At 39.2% G+C, this 18,816-nt stretch carries 15 protein-coding genes; 4 read left to right on the top strand and 11 right to left on the bottom strand.

Annotated elements, in window-relative coordinates; genetic code table 11:
* Positions 1-10: 10 nt before the first annotated feature.
* The 8 genes from HWQ38_RS29160 to HWQ38_RS29125 form a co-directional block, all read right to left on the bottom strand.
* A complete protein-coding gene (locus HWQ38_RS29160; protein ID WP_292800853.1) occupies positions 11-1,282 on the bottom strand; it encodes a glycosyltransferase family 4 protein in 1,272 nt (423 codons plus the stop codon).
* Positions 1,283-1,348: 66 nt separating this feature from the next.
* On the bottom strand, positions 1,349-2,176 hold the full coding sequence (locus HWQ38_RS29155) for a methyltransferase domain-containing protein (RefSeq protein WP_292800851.1): 828 nt from the start codon (positions 2,174-2,176) through the stop codon (positions 1,349-1,351).
* Between the two features lie 39 nt (positions 2,177-2,215).
* Entirely contained in the window at positions 2,216-3,445 is a 1,230-nt protein-coding gene (locus HWQ38_RS29150) for an O-antigen ligase family protein (protein ID WP_292800849.1), read from the bottom strand.
* Between the two features lie 35 nt (positions 3,446-3,480).
* Positions 3,481-4,407 carry a glycosyltransferase family 2 protein gene (locus HWQ38_RS29145; protein WP_292800847.1) on the bottom strand — a complete coding sequence of 309 codons (927 nt, stop codon included), beginning with the start codon at positions 4,405-4,407 and terminating at the stop codon, positions 3,481-3,483.
* A 24-nt stretch (positions 4,408-4,431) separates the two neighbouring features.
* Positions 4,432-5,754 carry a flippase gene (locus HWQ38_RS29140; RefSeq protein WP_292800845.1) on the bottom strand — a complete coding sequence of 441 codons (1,323 nt, stop codon included), beginning with the start codon at positions 5,752-5,754 and terminating at the stop codon, positions 4,432-4,434.
* A 46-nt stretch (positions 5,755-5,800) separates the two neighbouring features.
* Positions 5,801-6,817, bottom strand: coding sequence for a glycosyltransferase family 2 protein (locus HWQ38_RS29135; protein ID WP_292800843.1), 1,017 nt, complete (start codon positions 6,815-6,817; stop codon positions 5,801-5,803).
* 50 nt (positions 6,818-6,867) lie between these two features.
* The gene (locus HWQ38_RS29130) at positions 6,868-7,809 is read right to left on the bottom strand and encodes a hypothetical protein (protein ID WP_292800841.1); all 942 of its coding nucleotides are present in this window, start codon (positions 7,807-7,809) and stop codon (positions 6,868-6,870) included.
* A gap of 78 nt (positions 7,810-7,887) precedes the next feature.
* Positions 7,888-10,086, bottom strand: coding sequence for a polysaccharide biosynthesis tyrosine autokinase (locus HWQ38_RS29125; RefSeq protein ID WP_292800839.1), 2,199 nt, complete (start codon positions 10,084-10,086; stop codon positions 7,888-7,890).
* Positions 10,087-11,616: 1,530 nt separating this feature from the next.
* Here HWQ38_RS29125 and HWQ38_RS40615 point away from each other — a divergent pair.
* From HWQ38_RS40615 to HWQ38_RS29115, 3 genes are all read left to right on the top strand, one after another.
* The gene (locus HWQ38_RS40615) at positions 11,617-11,781 is read left to right on the top strand and encodes a DUF3172 domain-containing protein (protein WP_366933358.1); all 165 of its coding nucleotides are present in this window, start codon (positions 11,617-11,619) and stop codon (positions 11,779-11,781) included.
* Between the two features lie 921 nt (positions 11,782-12,702).
* Positions 12,703-13,722, top strand: coding sequence for an RNA polymerase sigma factor, RpoD/SigA family (locus tag HWQ38_RS29120; RefSeq protein ID WP_292800837.1), 1,020 nt, complete (start codon positions 12,703-12,705; stop codon positions 13,720-13,722).
* 100 nt (positions 13,723-13,822) lie between these two features.
* The gene (locus HWQ38_RS29115; protein WP_292800835.1) at positions 13,823-14,317 is read left to right on the top strand and encodes an ureidoglycolate lyase; all 495 of its coding nucleotides are present in this window, start codon (positions 13,823-13,825) and stop codon (positions 14,315-14,317) included.
* Positions 14,318-14,386: 69 nt separating this feature from the next.
* Here HWQ38_RS29115 and alaS read toward each other — a convergent pair whose 3' ends face one another.
* A complete protein-coding gene (alaS, locus tag HWQ38_RS29110; protein WP_292800833.1) occupies positions 14,387-17,029 on the bottom strand; it encodes an alanine--tRNA ligase in 2,643 nt (880 codons plus the stop codon).
* Between the two features lie 249 nt (positions 17,030-17,278).
* Between alaS and HWQ38_RS29105 the strand changes: the two genes are divergently transcribed.
* Positions 17,279-17,479 carry a heavy-metal-associated domain-containing protein gene (locus HWQ38_RS29105; RefSeq protein WP_292800831.1) on the top strand — a complete coding sequence of 67 codons (201 nt, stop codon included), beginning with the start codon at positions 17,279-17,281 and terminating at the stop codon, positions 17,477-17,479.
* A 269-nt stretch (positions 17,480-17,748) separates the two neighbouring features.
* Here the strand turns inward: HWQ38_RS29105 and HWQ38_RS29100 are convergent, their stop codons facing one another.
* Together HWQ38_RS29100 and HWQ38_RS29095 are read right to left on the bottom strand one after the other, a co-directional pair.
* Complete coding sequence (locus tag HWQ38_RS29100) at positions 17,749-18,426, bottom strand: ATP-dependent Zn protease (protein ID WP_292800829.1); 678 nt, start codon at positions 18,424-18,426, stop codon at positions 17,749-17,751.
* Positions 18,427-18,495: 69 nt separating this feature from the next.
* Positions 18,496-18,672, bottom strand: coding sequence for a hypothetical protein (locus HWQ38_RS29095; protein WP_292800827.1), 177 nt, complete (start codon positions 18,670-18,672; stop codon positions 18,496-18,498).
* Between the last annotated feature and the right edge of the window lie 144 nt (positions 18,673-18,816).

Genomic DNA, 18,816 nt, shown 5'->3' with positions numbered 1-18,816 from the left:
GTTTAGTAAGCTAATTACTGAATGAAGATTTATTTGCGCTCATCAAGATTTCCTGAAACAAAGCTGAATAACGACGTGCTTGAAGTTCTAGCGTGAATTCTTGTTCGGCTTTCTCACGAGCATAGAATGATAGTTTTTGTAACCTCTGTTCATTTTCAAGTACCCAGGTAATTCCTTTGGCAAAATCCTCAACTTCATAAGGTTTAGCCAAATAGCCGTTCTGCTGATGATCAACAATATCTTTTAAGCCAGTAGAATTAAACGCCACAACTGGAGTACCACAAGCGAGTGATTCAGAAGCTGTCTGTCCAAAAGATTCTTGAAGAGACGGGACAAGCATCACATCAGCTGCTGAATAAACAGTTGCTAAAGAGATATCATCGTGTAAATGTCCCAAATAGTGTGTTTTGAAGCCCAAATCAGGTGGATTTTTGGGTTGAGATGCACCGAAAATAACGACTTCCAACTTATCTTTCCAGCCAGATTTGCTTAATTCTTGTAGTGCTGGTTGCAGGTAATGAAAACCTTTTCTAGAGTCATTGGTTGCATCTAGCGCTCCAAATAGAATGAGTTGTTTATCCAGAGGTAAATTCAGTAATTCTCGCGCTAAACTTTGATGAACAGGTTTATATTTTTGAGTATCCAGCCCATTCGGAATTACTTCGATTCGCAAATTCTTAAACAGAGAACTAGACTTGGCGCATTCTGCTAACCAAGAACCTGGCGAAATAATTGTCAGATTTAAATTTTTTAAAGCTTTGGCTTTACGCTGCCATACCCAATGGGATAAATCCCAATCCTTTTTGCTGTTCAGTTGAGGACAGGCTCCACAAGATATTTGGTAGCGATCGCAATCTCCAGTATAGCTGCATCCGCCAGTAAATGCCCACATATCATGAATTGTCCAGACCAAAGGCCGCCTTAGTTTAGCAAGAGTTTCTATTTGCATAAAACCTGCGCTAATCCAATGCAAATTGATTATGTCTGGATTAATTTGAGCAACTTGAGAAATAACTCTATCTGGCAACCATTCAATAAAAAATGGAGTATTTTGCTTTTGAGAATAAAGCTTTAAAGGTAAAGTTTCAAATGTCAACTTTGCCTTAGCGATGCCTTGAAATAATCTGATCTTAGGTGCAATTACTGTTTTGTCACCAGTAGATTTTTCTTGCACCAGCATTTGTGATTGTAAGTCAATATTTTGTAACCCTTTGTGCAAGCGATATGCAGCACGAGCCGCACCACCAGCCACATCCTGAGTGCTAAGGAGCAAGACGTTCATGTTAGTACTATTTAACTTGAAAAAATCTACTTAATAATACTGGTTCTATATCGCAGAGAATCAGTACTATTTATTTGGCTTGATGCCCTCACAATATAATGAGCCTGGTAGATATACTGTTCCATCAGCATTAATATCTAAGACTTCATCAGTAAAGTTTGGAATATTACTTGTATGGGCATCCAAAAATTTAATATCCGAAAAACCAACTCTTTCAAAGAGTGTTTTCATACTATAGCTATCATACATCCACTTATGTTTTTCACCAAGGGACGTTTCATCTATCATAGACTTGCGGACATACTGTGGTATTAACTTCTTTACCATGTCAAGATAGAGGTATTTAAATTTGTTCCTGAGTTTATTTTGATTAATACTAAATACCTTTTCCAACAAAGAATTAGTATTCTTAGTTGCCATCTCTTCTTTGATTTTAACACCTGTTCTGGCTTCTACATAGTTTATGGATGATTGATCATTGTTTTCAAGCACTTGTCGCCAATAAGTTTTCATCAAGCCGCCATGCTCTGTTCTTACCAATTGGTCGATTAACTCAATAATAATCCATTCATATTGTTTCCTTGTTTCCTGATTTTCAAGACTGTCGATAATTCTTAAATATTCCCGGCAGGTTCGCTCTAAGTCAGGAACAACGATGCGTAAAATACCTTGAGGTTTTAGAACTCTATAGCATTCTTTCACTAGCATTTCTCCCGTGTCCTGAGAGAAATGCTCTAAGACATGACTGCTATAAATGACATCGAAATAATCTTTAGGGTATGGGAGTGGTTGTAATAAGTTATGGGCAATTACTTCAGGATGCTCAGAATTAAAATCTATATTTACCCATCCAGAACAAAATCTGTGTCCACATCCAAAATTTAACTTTTTCATGCTTTTTCTCCTTTCAATTATATTATGCAAGTATGTAAACTATTTACCTATTGATGTCCGATGATAACTAAGAGTCAGAGATAGAGATGTTGTCACATACATCAACCAATTCCAACCGGGAGTTAATAATCTTGCTTCTGATAAATTCACTATGACGATGAGAACTAACATCTGCATTGGCCAATAATCTTCCGGTTTTTCGGCGACAGAAACAATTCGAGTCAATGCCATTGCAAAGAACCGGACAAATCCTACCGCAAAAGTCAAAAAACCTAAGAATCCTAATTCTAATAATAGTTCTAAAAAACCATTGTGAGCATTACTTGCCCAATCATAAGTGGCTCTCAGATTTGATGCAGCATTACTAGTCCAAAATGCCGAATATCCATAACCTAGCCAAGGTCTTTCCAAAACCTTGGGCATCACTAGCTCCCAGAGGTCAGAACGTCCATTCAAGGTAAGGTCTTTACCAGAAGTGCCAACTATAGTTTCGGCATTATTGATTAGTAACATTGAAAAAATAATCAGTAACATTAGAGCTGAAGTAATCATAATAACTTGTAATTTATAATTAGTTTTTTTAAAGGATTGGTAGAAAGGCAAAAGTAATATCATTGCCAATAAGATCGCCAAAGATGTTGTTGAACGTGTGAGGATAATTAGACATATAGATAACCCACATAGTGCCCACATCAACCAGCGATATCGATAGCTACTAAGGGCAAGATGTAAAAAAACTCCTGCGCTCCAATTCATCATGTAACCTAATTCATTTTTATGACCATAAATTCCGCTCCACATATCTAACAATTCAGGTGATTTGTGAACATAACCTGGTATGAATGCAGAAAATATCATAGATAATAATGCAGCTGCACCAAGGGCCCAAGCTATTAGCCTCATTTGTTCCCTAAGGGAATAACGCATTGCCAAGTAGATGGCAATAAAATATATTCTGATTAGCCCTTTTATATAAATAAGAGTAGATTGTAGGTCTTCTGACCACAAGATAGAAAATATAACTATTGCTAGTAAGAAAAACTCTAATGGACTTTTGGTAATTACATAAATAAAACCTTTCCAGTATAAAGTTAGGAAATAAAATAAGATTAAATATGAAACTATATTGAACAAAGTATCTACCTTATCGCCTCCAAGGGTAGACATGGAAACTTCTTGTGCAGGGTGTATTGTAAATGCCCCTACAGCAATAAGTAATAGCAAGATAGTTAATATTTTTTCTGTTAATTTTACCTTCATCGCTGACATTTGATTTATCTCTTAATTTACTCCAACATCCATCACTATTTTTTGATCGCTGAGTAATTCAATCTTTTCTTTACTTCCTCTTTAAAAATATCCAATGCAGTTGCTTTATAGACTGTTTTCTGCGTAAAATTATCTGCCTCTATATTCCTCACAATAAACGGTGGATGTTTTAAGGGAAATTCCATTGGTTGCATCGACATATTGATGAACGAAAATTCCTGACTGGAAGTGAAATGAGTTGCGTCTGCACCAACACCAACATTAGAGATTAAATTCACATTGGGAATAACGCTTAAGCTACCCTGCATCCAGCAAGCAAATGTCCATTGGTAATCCCAGGTTATACCTGTAGGATCGTTATAAACAGAGTCAAATATTCGTTGCCAATAATTTACTGCTTTTGGATCTATAAGAATGTCATGTAAAAGGTTTTCTGCTTGCACCTCTTTCCAAAGTTTGATGGTCAAATCATAATGTTGCCAAGCACGTCTCCAACTTGCCCAACCCCAGCAGTGGTTGTAGCGAGAAAAATAGTAACTGTAATTTGTGCGTTTTCGTCCGAATTGAAGATTTTGAGCAGAGATTGTGGCGATTCTGCTATCGTTTCTATATTTTTCTAGCAGTTCCTCACTAAATCTAAAAAATGTTGGGTGAGGTATACAATCATCTTCTAAAATAATTGTCTCTTCAACATTATTAAATACCCAGTCTAAACCACTAGATACTCGTTTTGCACAACCTAAGTTGATATTAGAATAATTCTTGATAACTTCGCAGTCCCAATCAACTCTTTCAATAATGGCGCGAGTAGCTTGACACTTTTCTGCCTCACCTTCGCGGTCATTGCGAGGGCCATCTGCAATTACAAAAAGTTTTGTTGGCTTGGCTTGGCGAATAGCTTCAAAAACTTTCTCTGTTATTTCTGGGCGCTTGAAAATAATAAAAGTTACTGGTGTTTGCATTTTTGATTAATTTAGCTAAAACGATCAATATTTGTAAAAAGGAAGAAGCGATCGCACCTGAATCTTAAATATTTTTTGGGTTCTTGAATCAAAAGCATTGCATAGAAAAGTAGCAGCAGCTTGAGATATTATTGTTGCGATCGCAGACCCAAGTCCTGCATATCTAGGAATCAGGAATAAATTGAGAATAATGTTTAGTATCGCCCCAAATAAAGTCTTACCTAAAGAAACGTGGTTTAAACCTTCAGCAATAAACCAAGGTGATGTTGCAAGACCCATAAATACAAACAAAGAAGTCCATATATGAACTGCTAATATTGATCCTGCTTCTGCATATCCACTTCCAAACATCACCATAATTATCTTGTCAGATAGGAATGTCATTGGAAGAGCAATTGCAAAAGATATACATGTCATTAGACTGAGTAATTTTCCTATTCGCTGATAGTAAAGACTTTCTGATTTTTCCTTAGCTGCGTAAATTGAAGGAGCAACAGAAGAAACAATAGCCCCTGGAATAAAATACCAAATTTCAGAAACACGGACAGCAGCAGAATAAATTCCAACCTCACTATTTCCGAGCATTTGACCCAACATCACCTGATCTATTCTCATATAAATCAGGACAGCGAACCCCGAAAAAATTAGAGGTAAACTCTCTTTCAGAAGAGTTTTAGCAGCAGAGAAACTCCAACGCCATAACCACAACGAAGACCCTTTAACTTGGTAAACAATCAGCAAGCCAATTGCACTCATCGCAAATTCTGCTAATGTTACCCAAGCAAAAGCTAACAATGGTGCTTTTGTTAAAATTAGCGCGATTTTGATGACAGTATTTAGTAGAAACGCTGTATTTTTAGCGATCACAGGGTATTTTGACTGCACCTGTGATTGAAACCACACTTCAATAGTATCAGTCGCTCTAAAAACTCCTGCCATTCCTAAAATTGCAACTAGCCATATCTTCAGTATTTCATGCTCACCTAAGACAAACATAGTGCTAACTGCCAATAAGACAGAAGCAATTCCACCCAGAAATTTTAGCCAAAAAGTGGTTCCTAAAATTTCCTCTTTCTTTGATGATTGACGGACAATATGGCGAACTACTACGTCGTCCAGTCCGAGAGTGAAAATTGGGCTAAATAAGCTAACAAAAGCTAAAGCATAGTTAAAGAGACCATATTGCTGTACTCCTAAGTAGCGTGCTACCCATACTCCTACGACCAAGCTTGCACCCATACGTAGAATGCGGTCAGCAAACAACCAACCTGTATTGGCAATAATTGCACGCAGCCCAGAACGAGATTTAAATTTTGATAAGTTTTTAATTTTTAATTTACTTAACATTATTTTGAGGAATTAATCATCTGACACTCTCTATCCCGCTCAAGCTCTATCGGGCAATTTTTTTCCAAGGTACAAAATAAGGTGGATTTATCCAGGATTTCAGATTATTTATCGCCATTTTGAATTTACTACTCATCAAAGTTGTCAAAAAATAGCTAAATAAGAAAACGATGCCCTTGGTTTTCCAAAATAAATTACGTTCAAACAAAAATATGATTTTCAAATATGAAATAAAATCTTTAACTTGTGGACATGGTATGGTTTTTAACTCATTGAGAGAAGTGAAAGCTAATAATAACGGTAAACTAAAATTATTTTTTTGCAGGATGTAATTAAATAAGGCATTGCGTTTCCAGAATCTCTTGTATTCATAGTTGTTGTCTATATCTAAAAATTTCTTGTTATGATACTGATTATTTTGATGTATTCGATACATCACTAAAGGTTTAGACATATAAAACTTTTTAGCCCCTACCAAAGAAGCTCCCCATACTAGACAGTCATCGGCTCTGACACGCCAATCTTCTATGTGTGGAATAGGCAAAACTTTTCTGATTATTTCTTTACGCATTGATAATGTTGAAGTTATGGAGCCAATCCATTCACCACTACATAAAGTTCTGATTACTGAATAACCCAAATCTAAATCAAGTACATCAGCTTGAAATGTTTCTTTTACTGCCCCAAATTTTTCATACGCACAAAAAAGAAAATCACATTCACTACGTCTATTATAAAAATTTAGGGCGGTTTCTAAATATTGAGGTTCATAAATATCATCGGCATCTAAAAAAAATATAATGTCCCCAGTCGCAGCTAAAAACCCTTCGTTAAAGGATGATAATTGTCCTTCATTTTTTTCTTTCAAGATATATTTAACATTAGCTAATTGACTAAATTTAGTGATTACTTCCGCAGAATTATCTGTAGATGCGTCATCAACAATAATAATTTCATCAAATTTAACTGTTTGATTTAAAGCGCTATCAATTGCCTCGGAGAGAAATTCAGCATAATTGTAATTATTAATTAAACAAGATGTTTTAATTTTATTTTTATCCATATACAAATACCTCAGTAGTGAACAAAAGAGAAAATTTTGACAACCTATAATTACCAATACGCTGGATATTTTGAGGGATTTGTAGGAATATCATCAGGTCTACACCTCACCCAGTATTCATTATAAAGAGACTGAAAAAATGGAATCTTATCCCAACGGTTGCCTTTAATTCCAAAAAGAATTTGAGTTGATCCTCCAAGATGTACAGCCTGTTTACCCAGAGATTTAATGTAAGCAGCTAATGGAAGTCCATAAGCACCACATCCGATAATAGCTATATGAAAATCTTGAGCTTTAATCTGATTACACATCCAATCATAAGCATCAAACCAAGTATTGAACTGGGTTTGATTTCCAGCCAGAGACTGAACTGATTTAAAGGTAATTAATTCAAATTCAGGCAGAATATTTGGGTTTTCGAAAAGTAACTTCCTATGATTTTTATATTGTGATGAAATGGTTTCTGCAAAAGGATGAATGACTAAAACCTTTTTTCCCTCAAGACTCTTACTCCAAGGGTCGTTGTGATAATAAGGTTCAAGTGTATTTAATTCAACAAAAGAAGTTTTTCGGCAAGAATTTCTGATAATTTCCGGCTCTCCAATTTGAAGCCATACTCCCAGAGCATCTATAGATTTTGACGATTCTAGGAAAAGTTGACTAAATCGATCTAGATGTTTTTCATCTACTGGGAAAAAACCAGAATCATTAGACATTGACTCAAATATAGATCCCTTATAACCATTTTTTAGGTATTCATGTACACAATAAGCTTCTGTGCTACCAAAGCGACTAATCATAAAAGGTTTACTATCTCTAATAAGATTGGTAACTAATTCATTACTCTGTTGAGGAGATAAAATTTGCTGATATATATCATAATTTTTCACATAATTTTTGAAAATTATTGCCTTTGTATAAAGAGAGCCTTTCCATTTCGCTAATGGAGTATTTGATTTTACGAATTGCTTGAGATTTTTGCTTAATGTCATTAATTTAGTCCTACAGTCGTCAAAAAATTGGGTTTAGATGGTTGTAGTCAAGGCCACTTTCGCAATCCAGAGGAGAATTTAACGCTCTTTGGAAAATTTGGTTAAGCTGCTAGATACTAAATCTTGTTCAATTTCTCGTTTTTTGGTGTCATAAAAATAATTGTTAGGTTCATTTTTAGTATTCACACCATTGATGACTATCCCTAACACCTTCTGACCTGACTGAGTTAAAAACTCTTTAGCTGCATTCGCACTGTTCAAGTCAACCACTCCAGGACGAACGACTAATAAAATACCGTCAGTAAGGGTGCTTAAAACAGCAGCATCTGCTATTCCTGAGAGAGGAGGGGTATCAAAAATTATCAGGTCGTAATCTCTCCCAAAGTTACTAATTAATGTTGCCATGCGTTGAGAATCTAGCATTGCTACTGGATTGGGAGGCAAAACTCCAGAACTAAGAACCTCCAGATTAGGCATGACTTCTTGCACGGCTGCATCTAAAGAAACTTGGCCAGCAATAACATTACTTAGTCCGATTGCATTTGTTAGTCCCCAGATATGATGCTGTATGGGATGACGCATATCTGCATCCACCAACAACACCCGACGCCCGGACTGAGCCATAGTCACAGCTAAATTTGCAGATACGTCAGACTTTCCTTCTTTGGCAACGGAACTTGTAACTACAATGCTTTTGAGCGGTTTATCAGAACGGAGGAACTTCAAGTTCACTTGTAGTATTTGGTATGCGTTACCAACAGGGAAGTAAGGAATATCTCTGCCAATGATTTTGGGAATAGGTCTATCGAGTCCTGCTATAAAAGAATGAGCTTTCTCATTTCTAGCTTGTGTGGGAATCACTCCCAAAACATTGTATTTCAAGACTTCTTTGGCTTCTTTGACCGTCTTCACCGAGCGGTCTATCAAGTCTAAACTAAAGGCGATAATGATACCTAAGAAAAGACCAATTCCTCCTCCACCAACAATAAACAGGATTTTGCGGGGACCTTCTGCTTTATCGGGAATTAAGGCATAGGAAATGACACGAGCATTAGGAATCTTTTGGTTCTGTGCAATATCAATTTCTTGGCGTTTCTTTAAGAGTGTTTCATAGGTCGTTTGAGCTGCTTGCAGCTTCCGTTCTAGCTCTCGTTGGCTCTGTTCTAGCCTTGGTAAATTATTTGCTCGTTTGATGTAGGCATCTTGCTGTCGCGAGAGTGTGCCAATTTGTCTCTCTAGACCAACGCGTTCTGCTTGAGCACGAGTAATATCTGCAATTAGGCTTTGGCGCAGTTGTCCAACCTGTAAACTTCCCTCTGTTATCTGCGCTGTACCCGCTACTTGTCCTGTCCGCTCTTTTAGCAAGCTCTTAAGAGCTACGACTTTTTCTTCTAAGTTAGTAATTGTAGGGTGTCCAGGTTCAAAACGAGTCCGCTCTAGTGCCAGTTGGCTTTCTGTTTCTTGGAGTTGGGCAAGCACTTTCTGAACCCCAGGTGCTTGACTCAATTCAGATGCGATTACACCTTGCTGTGAATCTATCTGAGCTTCACTGCGTAACTGTTCTAAACGACCTTTGACATCATCTAGTTGAGCCAAACCTTGAGAAATTTGATTTCCTAACTTGGAAATCGTATCCACTGCTACAGTTGCTTCTTGGTCTAAGACAACAATTTTATTATTTTCTTTAAATAGCCGCAGTTTTGATTCGGCTCTTCTGACAATTTCCTCAGCTTTGGGTACTTCCGTTACGAGAACTTCTTTGGCTGTCAGTGCTTCATTCTGATTAGCCTTGATATTAAGGTCTATATAACTGTCGATAACTCGATTGACGATTTTGGCAGCAAGTTCCGGATTACTGCCTTTATAAGATAGTTGTACGATATCAGTGCCTTTGATTCCTTCTATTTTTAGTTGTTTTGCTAAGTCTGGAATCAACAGCGGTTTGCCTTTACTATCTTTGAGGTTGAGGGAAGTAATTGTTTTCTCAATCACTGGATTTGAACCAACAATTCTCACCTGAGTTTCCAGGGGATTGTCGTTCACATTCAAAGCTTCCAAGCGTCCTATATCTTGCGATAACCCTGTGAGTGAGGAAGAGCGGTTTGTTTTAATCATCAAACTAGCTTCTGCCTTGTATGAGGGTTTTAGTGAAAATGCATACAAGCATCCAAGGGTAACAGCTATGCCAAAAATTCCTACTATAGATAGCCAACGCCGTTGGAGAACTTCTAAGTATTTCTGAATATTTATTTCTTCAAAGTTTGGTAAAGATTCCATTTTTATAAAAGAAGATTATTTACTTACAGCAGATTTTTCTCAATATTTTACCGACAGTAGCACTGTAGTCTACTTACCGATGGTAATATTTGCGTTAATTGTCAGCTAATACATTTTTGCTGGGGTTGTTCAATATCTGAAACAAACTAATAGTTTTATCAGTCGCAATTTTAACTGATCTTGCTTGATATTATCCTGACAGCAAAAATAGGATAACTGACAACTTTTTCTCTTACTTAGAGGCTGACCATTTTTTTTGGTTAACTTAGCTTTGTGTTATTACTGATGCAATTAGTGATTAGTAATCTAATACTCAACATCATATTATGTAAAAAGACTTAATTGAATAACTTTACAAACAATTCATACATGGCAGTAGATTCGCTGATTGTGAAAAGACAAGATAAATTAATGGCTTAACGGTAAGGAATAGAGCAATTGTGCCAGCCTACAAGGAATGGAACCACTTCAGAGTGAGGCTTTGGGCAGTTAAAAAAACACTTGGAAAGACTGGATGGATATTGATGTAAGCTGTTTAAAAAGCTTTCAGCAAGAATTAATTCTGGCTCTGAAATAATAGTCAATTTTGAGAGCGATACGGGACTGGTAATACTAAGATTGTGTGATTTTAGGATGAAATTTGTAAAGATTTGTGATCGGTATATATGTTGTCTTATCTGTGTAACTGGATGAGAAGACGCATGAGAGATAAACGGCTAGTAAGTAAGTTGGCACAATAAAACCAAACTCTCTCAAAGATTGATAAACTAGGCTACAACCCTCTTCTATCCTGCCTCGTTGAAGTTCGAGCGCTGGCTTCAGACGCTAGAAGTTCTATCTGCCTTCTGCTTTATGCCAACGACAAATTTTTACGCCGACCTACTTATTAATAAGGTTAACAGAATGAATATAAGTTAGCACAGTTACAGCAGGAAGTAGATAATAGGCAGTGTCAAATAGTGAGGTGGTTAGAGCAGGGATTGCTCAACTGCCTGCTCCCAGATAAACTTCTACATCTGACTAAACTTTACTAGATTTTTAATGAAGTTTACCTGTACTTCTTACTAGCTGTGTTAATCTGAGGTACTCAAAGTAGGCTGGGATTTTTTGGTTTTTGTATCTAGCTAATTTTAATTATTAAACTGACATTAAATGTTAATAAATCGAATGATGAAATCCTCTTCCATCATCTTAGTCGTTGTGATTAGTGCACTCGCTCTCCCCCAGAGTGGCTATGCCAACTAATAGAATGTTCCCATGACAACAGGCGTGCTCTAAAGGAGCCGTTTCACTATCCCAATCAGGCTGGAGTTTTATTGACGGAACTAGCCACGATTAACAGGATACACGCAGGTACCAGGAAAACATCATGCTGAGGCTGAGGCACTAAACTAGATTCAAGGCAAAGCTTTCGACTTCTTGAAAATGTATGTAAGTAGGTAGGCACGAATTAACCTAACTATGTAATAAAATTCATGGACGCACACCCATACGTGTTTTAGCAATGCGGGTGTTGCTGTCTTGCCAAGTATTATCCTTGGTGCTAATGTTACCACTGTTACTACTTTTAGTCACGAAAATGTCTCCAGGAGTAATTATTTTGACAATACCGCATCCAATGCAGATGTCTGCGTGCAGGATGACACAAGTGCAATTGTCCCAGATACCTGCGTCTTTGTCATCCTAAATCCTTAATTACAAGTATTTGACCGGACTCCTAAAGAAAGCTATTCTTGAGCAAGGGAGGATGAAAAGTGCTTACTTTGATGGTTAGCGATCGCCCGCTACGTACCCAGCTTGATATGATTAGATTATCTAGCAAAAAATTAGAGGTAAAGAATGTCCATTTTATATTTAATCAATTCCATTTAATCAGAATTACATGGAAGGATCACCAGACTATTAACACTTAAAAAAATCTGTGGTTTAATAATTCGGAATTATGTTGGTATTTGCTGTTAGTAATTTGTCTCTTAGGTAATGAAATCGTTGCTCGGTCAATTCTTCATTTTTTCCAAGAACTATATTGCAATAGTTGAGTTAAAGCTTAACTCTTTGTCAAAGTCAATTTTTTTAACGTAGATGCAAAGCGGTGAAGCAGCGCAGTCTTGGGGGTTTCCCCATGAGCGACTGCTGAACCTGGAGGGCTTGCCGCAGGCTACCGCAAGCAATCTCTACGAGAGGCTTCTGCCAAGGCGTAGCGTCTCTAGAGAAGAACGCATACTCCTACAGAGAAGCAAGCTACGCGCAGCGTCCGCACCAAAAGGAAGAGAAGGAAGAAATGCTTAACTGAACTGTATTAAACTATATTGGATAATTAAATTCGACATAATTGTGTTTGAAAATATGCAAAGTTCAATAATCAAAAAGTGTAATTACTTCAAAAGATATGCTGATGATACTTTGGGTAATTGATTTGTAAGTGGTGATGATGTTAGTATTAAGGGGTGGGTTGATTTTGGGTTTTTTATCTCCAACAATTGACTTGTAATGTATCATAGACCAGAATTCATCAGTATGTGCCAATTGATCGATTAGCAGTGTGAAATGGCTACGGGTTTGAATATCTAGACTTGATACCAATAAATTGATGAGGTTACAGAAGAGCAAATAACCATGAGCAACTCAACATCTCCACATACCGAAGTTCAAAAAACGAAGAAAAAAACTTTAGCCGCAGATAAAAAACCTCGAGTTACAGATGATATTGTGCGTAGTTATCTGCAAGAGATCGGGCGTGTAGATTTGTTGACTCGTGAACAAGAGGTTATTTTTGCCCAACAAGTGCAGCAGATGATGAATTTACTAGCTGCCAAGGAAGAATTGGCTGTGAAATTAAATCACCAACCGACGCTGCCAGAATGGGCAGAGCAGGTGGGGTTAAGTGTTGAGGTGTTAGAGCAACAGCTAAATTTAGGACACCAAGCCAAGCAGAAAATGATTCAGGCTAATCTCCGGTTAGTGGTAGCAGTGGCGAAGAAATACCAGCACCGCAACTTGGAATTTATGGATCTAATTCAAGAAGGGACTTTGGGTTTAGAGCGAGGGGTGGATAAATTTGATCCGGCTCTTGGTTATAAGTTTTCTACCTACGCTTACTGGTGGATTCGTCAAGGAATCACCCGAGCGATCGCTCAACAAGGACGTACAATTCGTTTACCTATCCACGTCTTTGAGAAACTGAACAAAATTAAACGGGTGCAGCGAGAATTATCCCAACAGCTGGGTCGCGTTCCCACTAGTGGTGAAATTGCTAACGCCTTATCTTTGACACCCAGCCAAGTTCGAGAGTGTTTGTACCTGGCCCGTCAACCCTTCTCCTTGGAGGCGCGAGTTGGTGAACAACAAGATACAGAATTGCAGGACATACTGGAAGATGATGGCCCTTCTCCCGAAGACTATGCCGTTGAAGAATCTCTCCACGAAGATTTACAAGACTTGCTGGCAAAGCTGTCTCCCCAGCAGCGAGAAATATTAACCTTGCGCTTTGGTCTGAGTGATGGCTATGAACTTTCTTTAGCACAGATTGGCGATCGCATGGGCATTAGTCGAGAACGCGTGCGTCAGATAGAGCAAAAAGCTCTCAGTCTCCTCCGACGCCAAAAGGAACAAGTACGTAGTTATCTAGCTAGCTAAATAATTCATAATTGAATTGTGTAATTATTAATTTACAATTAATAATCATTGGTTATTTTTGGGGAAAATAAACCTAAGTAATCTCTCTCAAAGATTTGATATGAGCATATCAAAGACAGTGCAACAATTGCAGGCAGAATGGGTGACTTCTGAAAAGTTTCGGCGTTATGGACAGGTGATTTTTGCTAGTCTTGATGGCAAAGTTTACGATGTGGAAGATGCTCAGTTAAACCTGCAAAACGGGATTCCACGATTTTATCTTATGCGGTTGGAGAAGAACGGGCGAAAGTTTCACAAAATTACTCGCCATGTGCAATGCACTCAATGTCTGGGTTCTTTGTCAGGGAAAGATTGGTTAATTGCAGTTTGTCCTCCAGATAATGATGTGAATGAACCAGCATTAGAAGAGATTGCTGCTTTCCGCATTCCGGGGAATTGTTTTATCAAGCTACATCAGGGTACTTGGCACGCTGGACCCTATTTTGACCATGAAGCTGTGGATTTTTATAATTTGGAATTAGCTGATACAAATATGGTGGATCATTTCACTCATGATTTTCTCAAGAGTCATCAATTAGAGTTTGAGATGGTTTAGGTGATGATTCCCACAGTTATTGCACCTCACCCCCAGCCCCTCCCCGCAAGGGAGGAGGGGAGACAAAGGTTAACTTAACGCGGACTTTAACTCACTTTGTGCTTGTTGCAACGCTTCTGGTAATTTACTCGCATCGCGTCCGCCTGCTTGGGCTAAGTTCGGTCTTCCGCCGCCGCCACCACCACAGATTTTAGCGATCGCACTTACAAATTTACCAGCTTGCAAACCTTTTTTGTTCACTTCTTGACTAAAAGCTGCAACTATGCTAACTTTCCCTACTTCGGGAACAGAACCCAGCACCACTGCACCGTTACCGATTTTTTGCAGTAAACGTTCGCCTGCGGTTTTCAATGATTCTGGATCTACATCTTCTAATTGAGCGACAATAATTTTATAATCGCCTACAGTTTCGGCTGTTTGCAGCAAGCTGTCAGATTTGGCGATCGCTAACTGTACCTTTAAGGTTTCTAATTCCTTCTGGCTGGTTCTGAGTTCGCTTTGCAGAGTTGTGATTCTGTCTGGTAATTCTTCGGGTTTAACTTTAAAGCGATCGCTCAAATCTTTAACTACTTTATCCCGAAGATTGAGATAATCTAGTATTGCCGGCCCCGAAACAGCTTCAATGCGCCTTACTCCAGAAGCGACACCAGCCTCCGATATAATCTTAAATACGCCGATTTCAGCAGTATTACTAACATGAGTCCCGCCGCAAAGTTCCATTGATACGCTAGGAAAGTCAATTACGCGCACTTCCTCGCCGTATTTTTCGCCGAACATGGCAACAGCCCCCCTAGCTTTCGCCTCTGCTAAAGGTAATACTTCCACCTTTGCAGCATGTGCTTCAGCAATCCAAGTGTTCACCTGTTCCTCAATTTGTTGGACTTCCTCGGCTGTCAACGCGCGGGGACAGTTGAAGTCAAAGCGCAACCTGTCAAAGGAAACCAGGGAACCAGCTTGAGATATGCCATCATCAACAATTTTCTTCAACGCCGCTTGTAGCAGGTGCGTTGCGGTATGGTTAGCTTGGGCGCGACGCCGACAAGCCGGATCAATTTGGGCTGTAATATTATCGCCTACGCGCAGTGTACCGCGTTCGATGCGTCCGAAGTGAACAAAGAAATCAGATTCTTTTTTAACGTCTTCCACCCGAACTACGATACCATCACCAGAGATATAACCGCGATCGCCGATTTGTCCCCCAGATTCAGCATAAAATGGCGTTTTGTCAAGGACAATTTGCACCTCTGTCCCCGCCTCTGCTTCCTCTTGGGAAACACCTTCTACTAATATCGCTTCGACTTTCGCCGTCGCCGCAGGTTGGGTATAGCCTAAAAACTCGGTGACTTGGATGTGTTCTGCTAGTTTGTCGAGGGAACCTTGCACAGTTAAATCAATGGTTTCGTGTGCTGCTTTGGCACGTTCCACCTGTTTTTGCATTTCGGCATTAAATCCCGCTTCATCGACTGTCAGATGATTTTCCTCGGCAACTTCTTGTGTAAGTTCTAGGGGGAAACCGTAGGTGTCATATAAAGTAAAGGCGCTTTCACCGCTAATAGAAGTTTTCCCTTGCTGCTTAACCTCTTGGATGATTTCTTCTAAAAGTTTTTCACCTCTATCCAGAGTTCTGAGGAAATTCGATTCTTCGCGTTGCAACTCAGCTTTAATTGCTGCTTCCCGTTGGCGGACATTGGGGTAAGCTGATTCTGAAAGAGCGATCGCAGTTTCAGCAACTTGGGTGGTAAATTCGTCAGAAATCCCAATTAATCGCCCATGACGCACCACCCGCCGAATTAATCGCCGCAGCACATAACCCCGTCCCACATTTGAAGCACGAATTTCATCAGCAATCATGTGGATGACAGAACGAACGTGATCACCAATAACTTTTAGGGAAGTTTTGGTTTTTTCATCACTTTTGTGGTAATCAACACCAGCAATTTGGGCGGCTGTTTGGATGATAGGGAAAATTAGGTCAGTTTCGTAGTTATTGGGTACTTTTTGGAGAATTTGCGCCATTCTATCCAAACCCATGCCGGTGTCGATGTTCTTATTTTGCAGTGGCGTTAAATTGCCTGATGCATCCCGGTTATATTGCATGAAGACGAGGTTGTAAAACTCGATGAACCGCGAATCGTCTTCTAAATCTATATTTTCGTCACCGCGTTCTGGGTGGAAGTCGTAATATATTTCTGAACAAGGGCCACAAGGCCCAGTTGGCCCAGATACCCAAAAGTTATCATCTTCGCCCAAGCGTTTAATTCTCGCTACCGGCACACCGATTTGATCGCGCCAAATTCCAAAGGCTTCATCATCATCTTCAAAAACGCTGACGACTAGATTTTGGGGGGAAAAGCCAAAGACTTCTGTAGAAATTTCCCAACCCCAAGCGATCGCTTGTTCTTTAAAATAATCACCAAAGCTGAAATTGCCCAGCATCTCAAAAAACGTGTGATGCCGTTTAGTGCGTCCGACGTTTTCGATGTCGTTGGTGCGGATACACTTTTGCGAAGTCGTAGCCCGCTTAAATTCTGGTGTGCGCTGCCCTAAGAATATCGGTTTAAATGGTAACATCCCCGCGATCGTCAACAGCACGGTTGGATCTTCTGGCACGAGGGAGGCACTTGGGAGAATTTGGTGATCCCGTTGGGCAAAGAAGTCGAGAAATATGTTGCGAATTTCGTTACCGCTTAGGTACTGGGGATTTGAAGACATAGGTTTTTAACTTTTGACTTTAAGATTTCCGCGTAGCGGCACTAGATAGGATATTTTCATAAATAGCTTTATATATTCTTGCATTTTGTTTCATATTACTGCTAGCGAATTGTGCCAGTCGGTGAGCTATATGCAGTGATTAGGATGCTTTTACACCATTACATTACTCTGGCAGGATGCGCGCTCGCATTTTGATGATTAAGATTAATCCTGAAGAAATAATTGAAAATTTCCATCTTGAGGTAACAAATGGCACTAAAACTAAAAGTATCAAATATTGCTTGTGATGGATGTGCAGAAACAATTACTGAATCTATACATGTTATGGAACCTGAAGCGAAGGTGGATGTCGATGTTAATGCTAAAACTGTCACCGTGGAATCCGCAGCTTCTGAAGAGTCAATCAAACAGGTAATTGTTGCTGCTGGTTACACTATTGAAGGTTATTAATCTGATTCTAGCTTTTCACAGAAGTTTAGATTTTAATATCTTAGTACACCGTTGCGTAAAATCGTGGCGAATTGAGGTTTGAAATTTAAACGCATAGGCGCTTCGCCTTCCCGCAGGGTAGGGGCGCAGAGGGAAGCGCAGAGGCACGCAGAGAATTCGCTAGGAATTAATGAAATGTTGTACTTAGGCTACTGTAACGAAATTTTTTCTATTATTTCCGCCCGTGGAAAAGGCGGAAATTAGGTGACAAGCGAGATAATTCTTCACTCCTAACTCCTAACTCCCAACTCAGCATGACAATCTTCTACCGAAGTGCGTTCTCTCATGGCATTAACTAAAGCCTCGTAGCTAGACCAATTTTCTTGCAGCAGGGTTTTTGCCTGGAGGGTATGAAAGCGCAGTTTCTGCTGATAAACTGATTCAGAAAAACCTAAAATTGTCAATACTCCTATCAGCTTGTTTTTATCATCACCTCCACCTTCAGCATTATTAAAAACTAAGGTTTCAGCAGCAATACCCGCCATCCAAAGAGTGCAGTAGCGGTCTAGCATTTGGGCACTGATTTTACCCACTTCTAGTTGAGATGCTAATTCGCGATCATCAAAGCTAACGCCGCCTTGCCCAGGTTGCCCCTGTTTCCAGGCTTCCCAAGCGCTGAGTGTGTAGCCAGTAACGGGAATACCCAACAGGTAAGCAACCAAGAAATGTCCGGCTTCGTGGTGGACGATGCGATCGCGGTGTTCACTTGAAAAACCAGCAATCCAATCTATAAAGATAGTACCACCCTTGCCTTGCAAGCTGAAACTATCTAATGTAGCTATGCCTAAGATGGTGAAAGTAGCGATCGCTGGGACTGCCGGTGATATGTTTAAGAATGGCCCCAGCAGTACCGATAGGGTGATGAGAAAGATAGATATTGCAACTAAATTTAGGGTAGTCTTGCTCATTGAGAGTTTTCTGAGTGCAGCTTAATCTTCCTTTATTATGAGGCGAGATTAGCTACAAAAGGAATGTGATTAAACAATGGCGCATTTACTGAGAATGACTTCCAGCCGATTTTGTACTTGCTCAAGTTCTTGGCGCTTTTGGTAAATCCACATCTTTTCACCCTCACGTTGTTCCAGAGTTTCGTTGTGAGCTTTTTCCTGCTGTTCTAGGAGATTTTCGTAAAGTGCGATCGCTTGTGCAATCACAGCAGAGAATGAATTAATTTTGCTTTCAAAAATTGAACTAATATATTGGTTTATTTGCTCTGTTATTTTATCTTGTGATTCGGCAAACTTTTCGATACAGTTTTGATGGATACTTGGTATGCAGTCAATAATTTAATGCTTTAT

The sequence above is a fragment of the Nostoc sp. NMS7 genome, assembly GCF_017115085.1.
Taxonomy (GTDB): Bacteria; Cyanobacteriota; Cyanobacteriia; order Cyanobacteriales; family Nostocaceae; genus Nostoc.
This window is presented reverse-complemented; position numbering and strand designations above follow the sequence as displayed.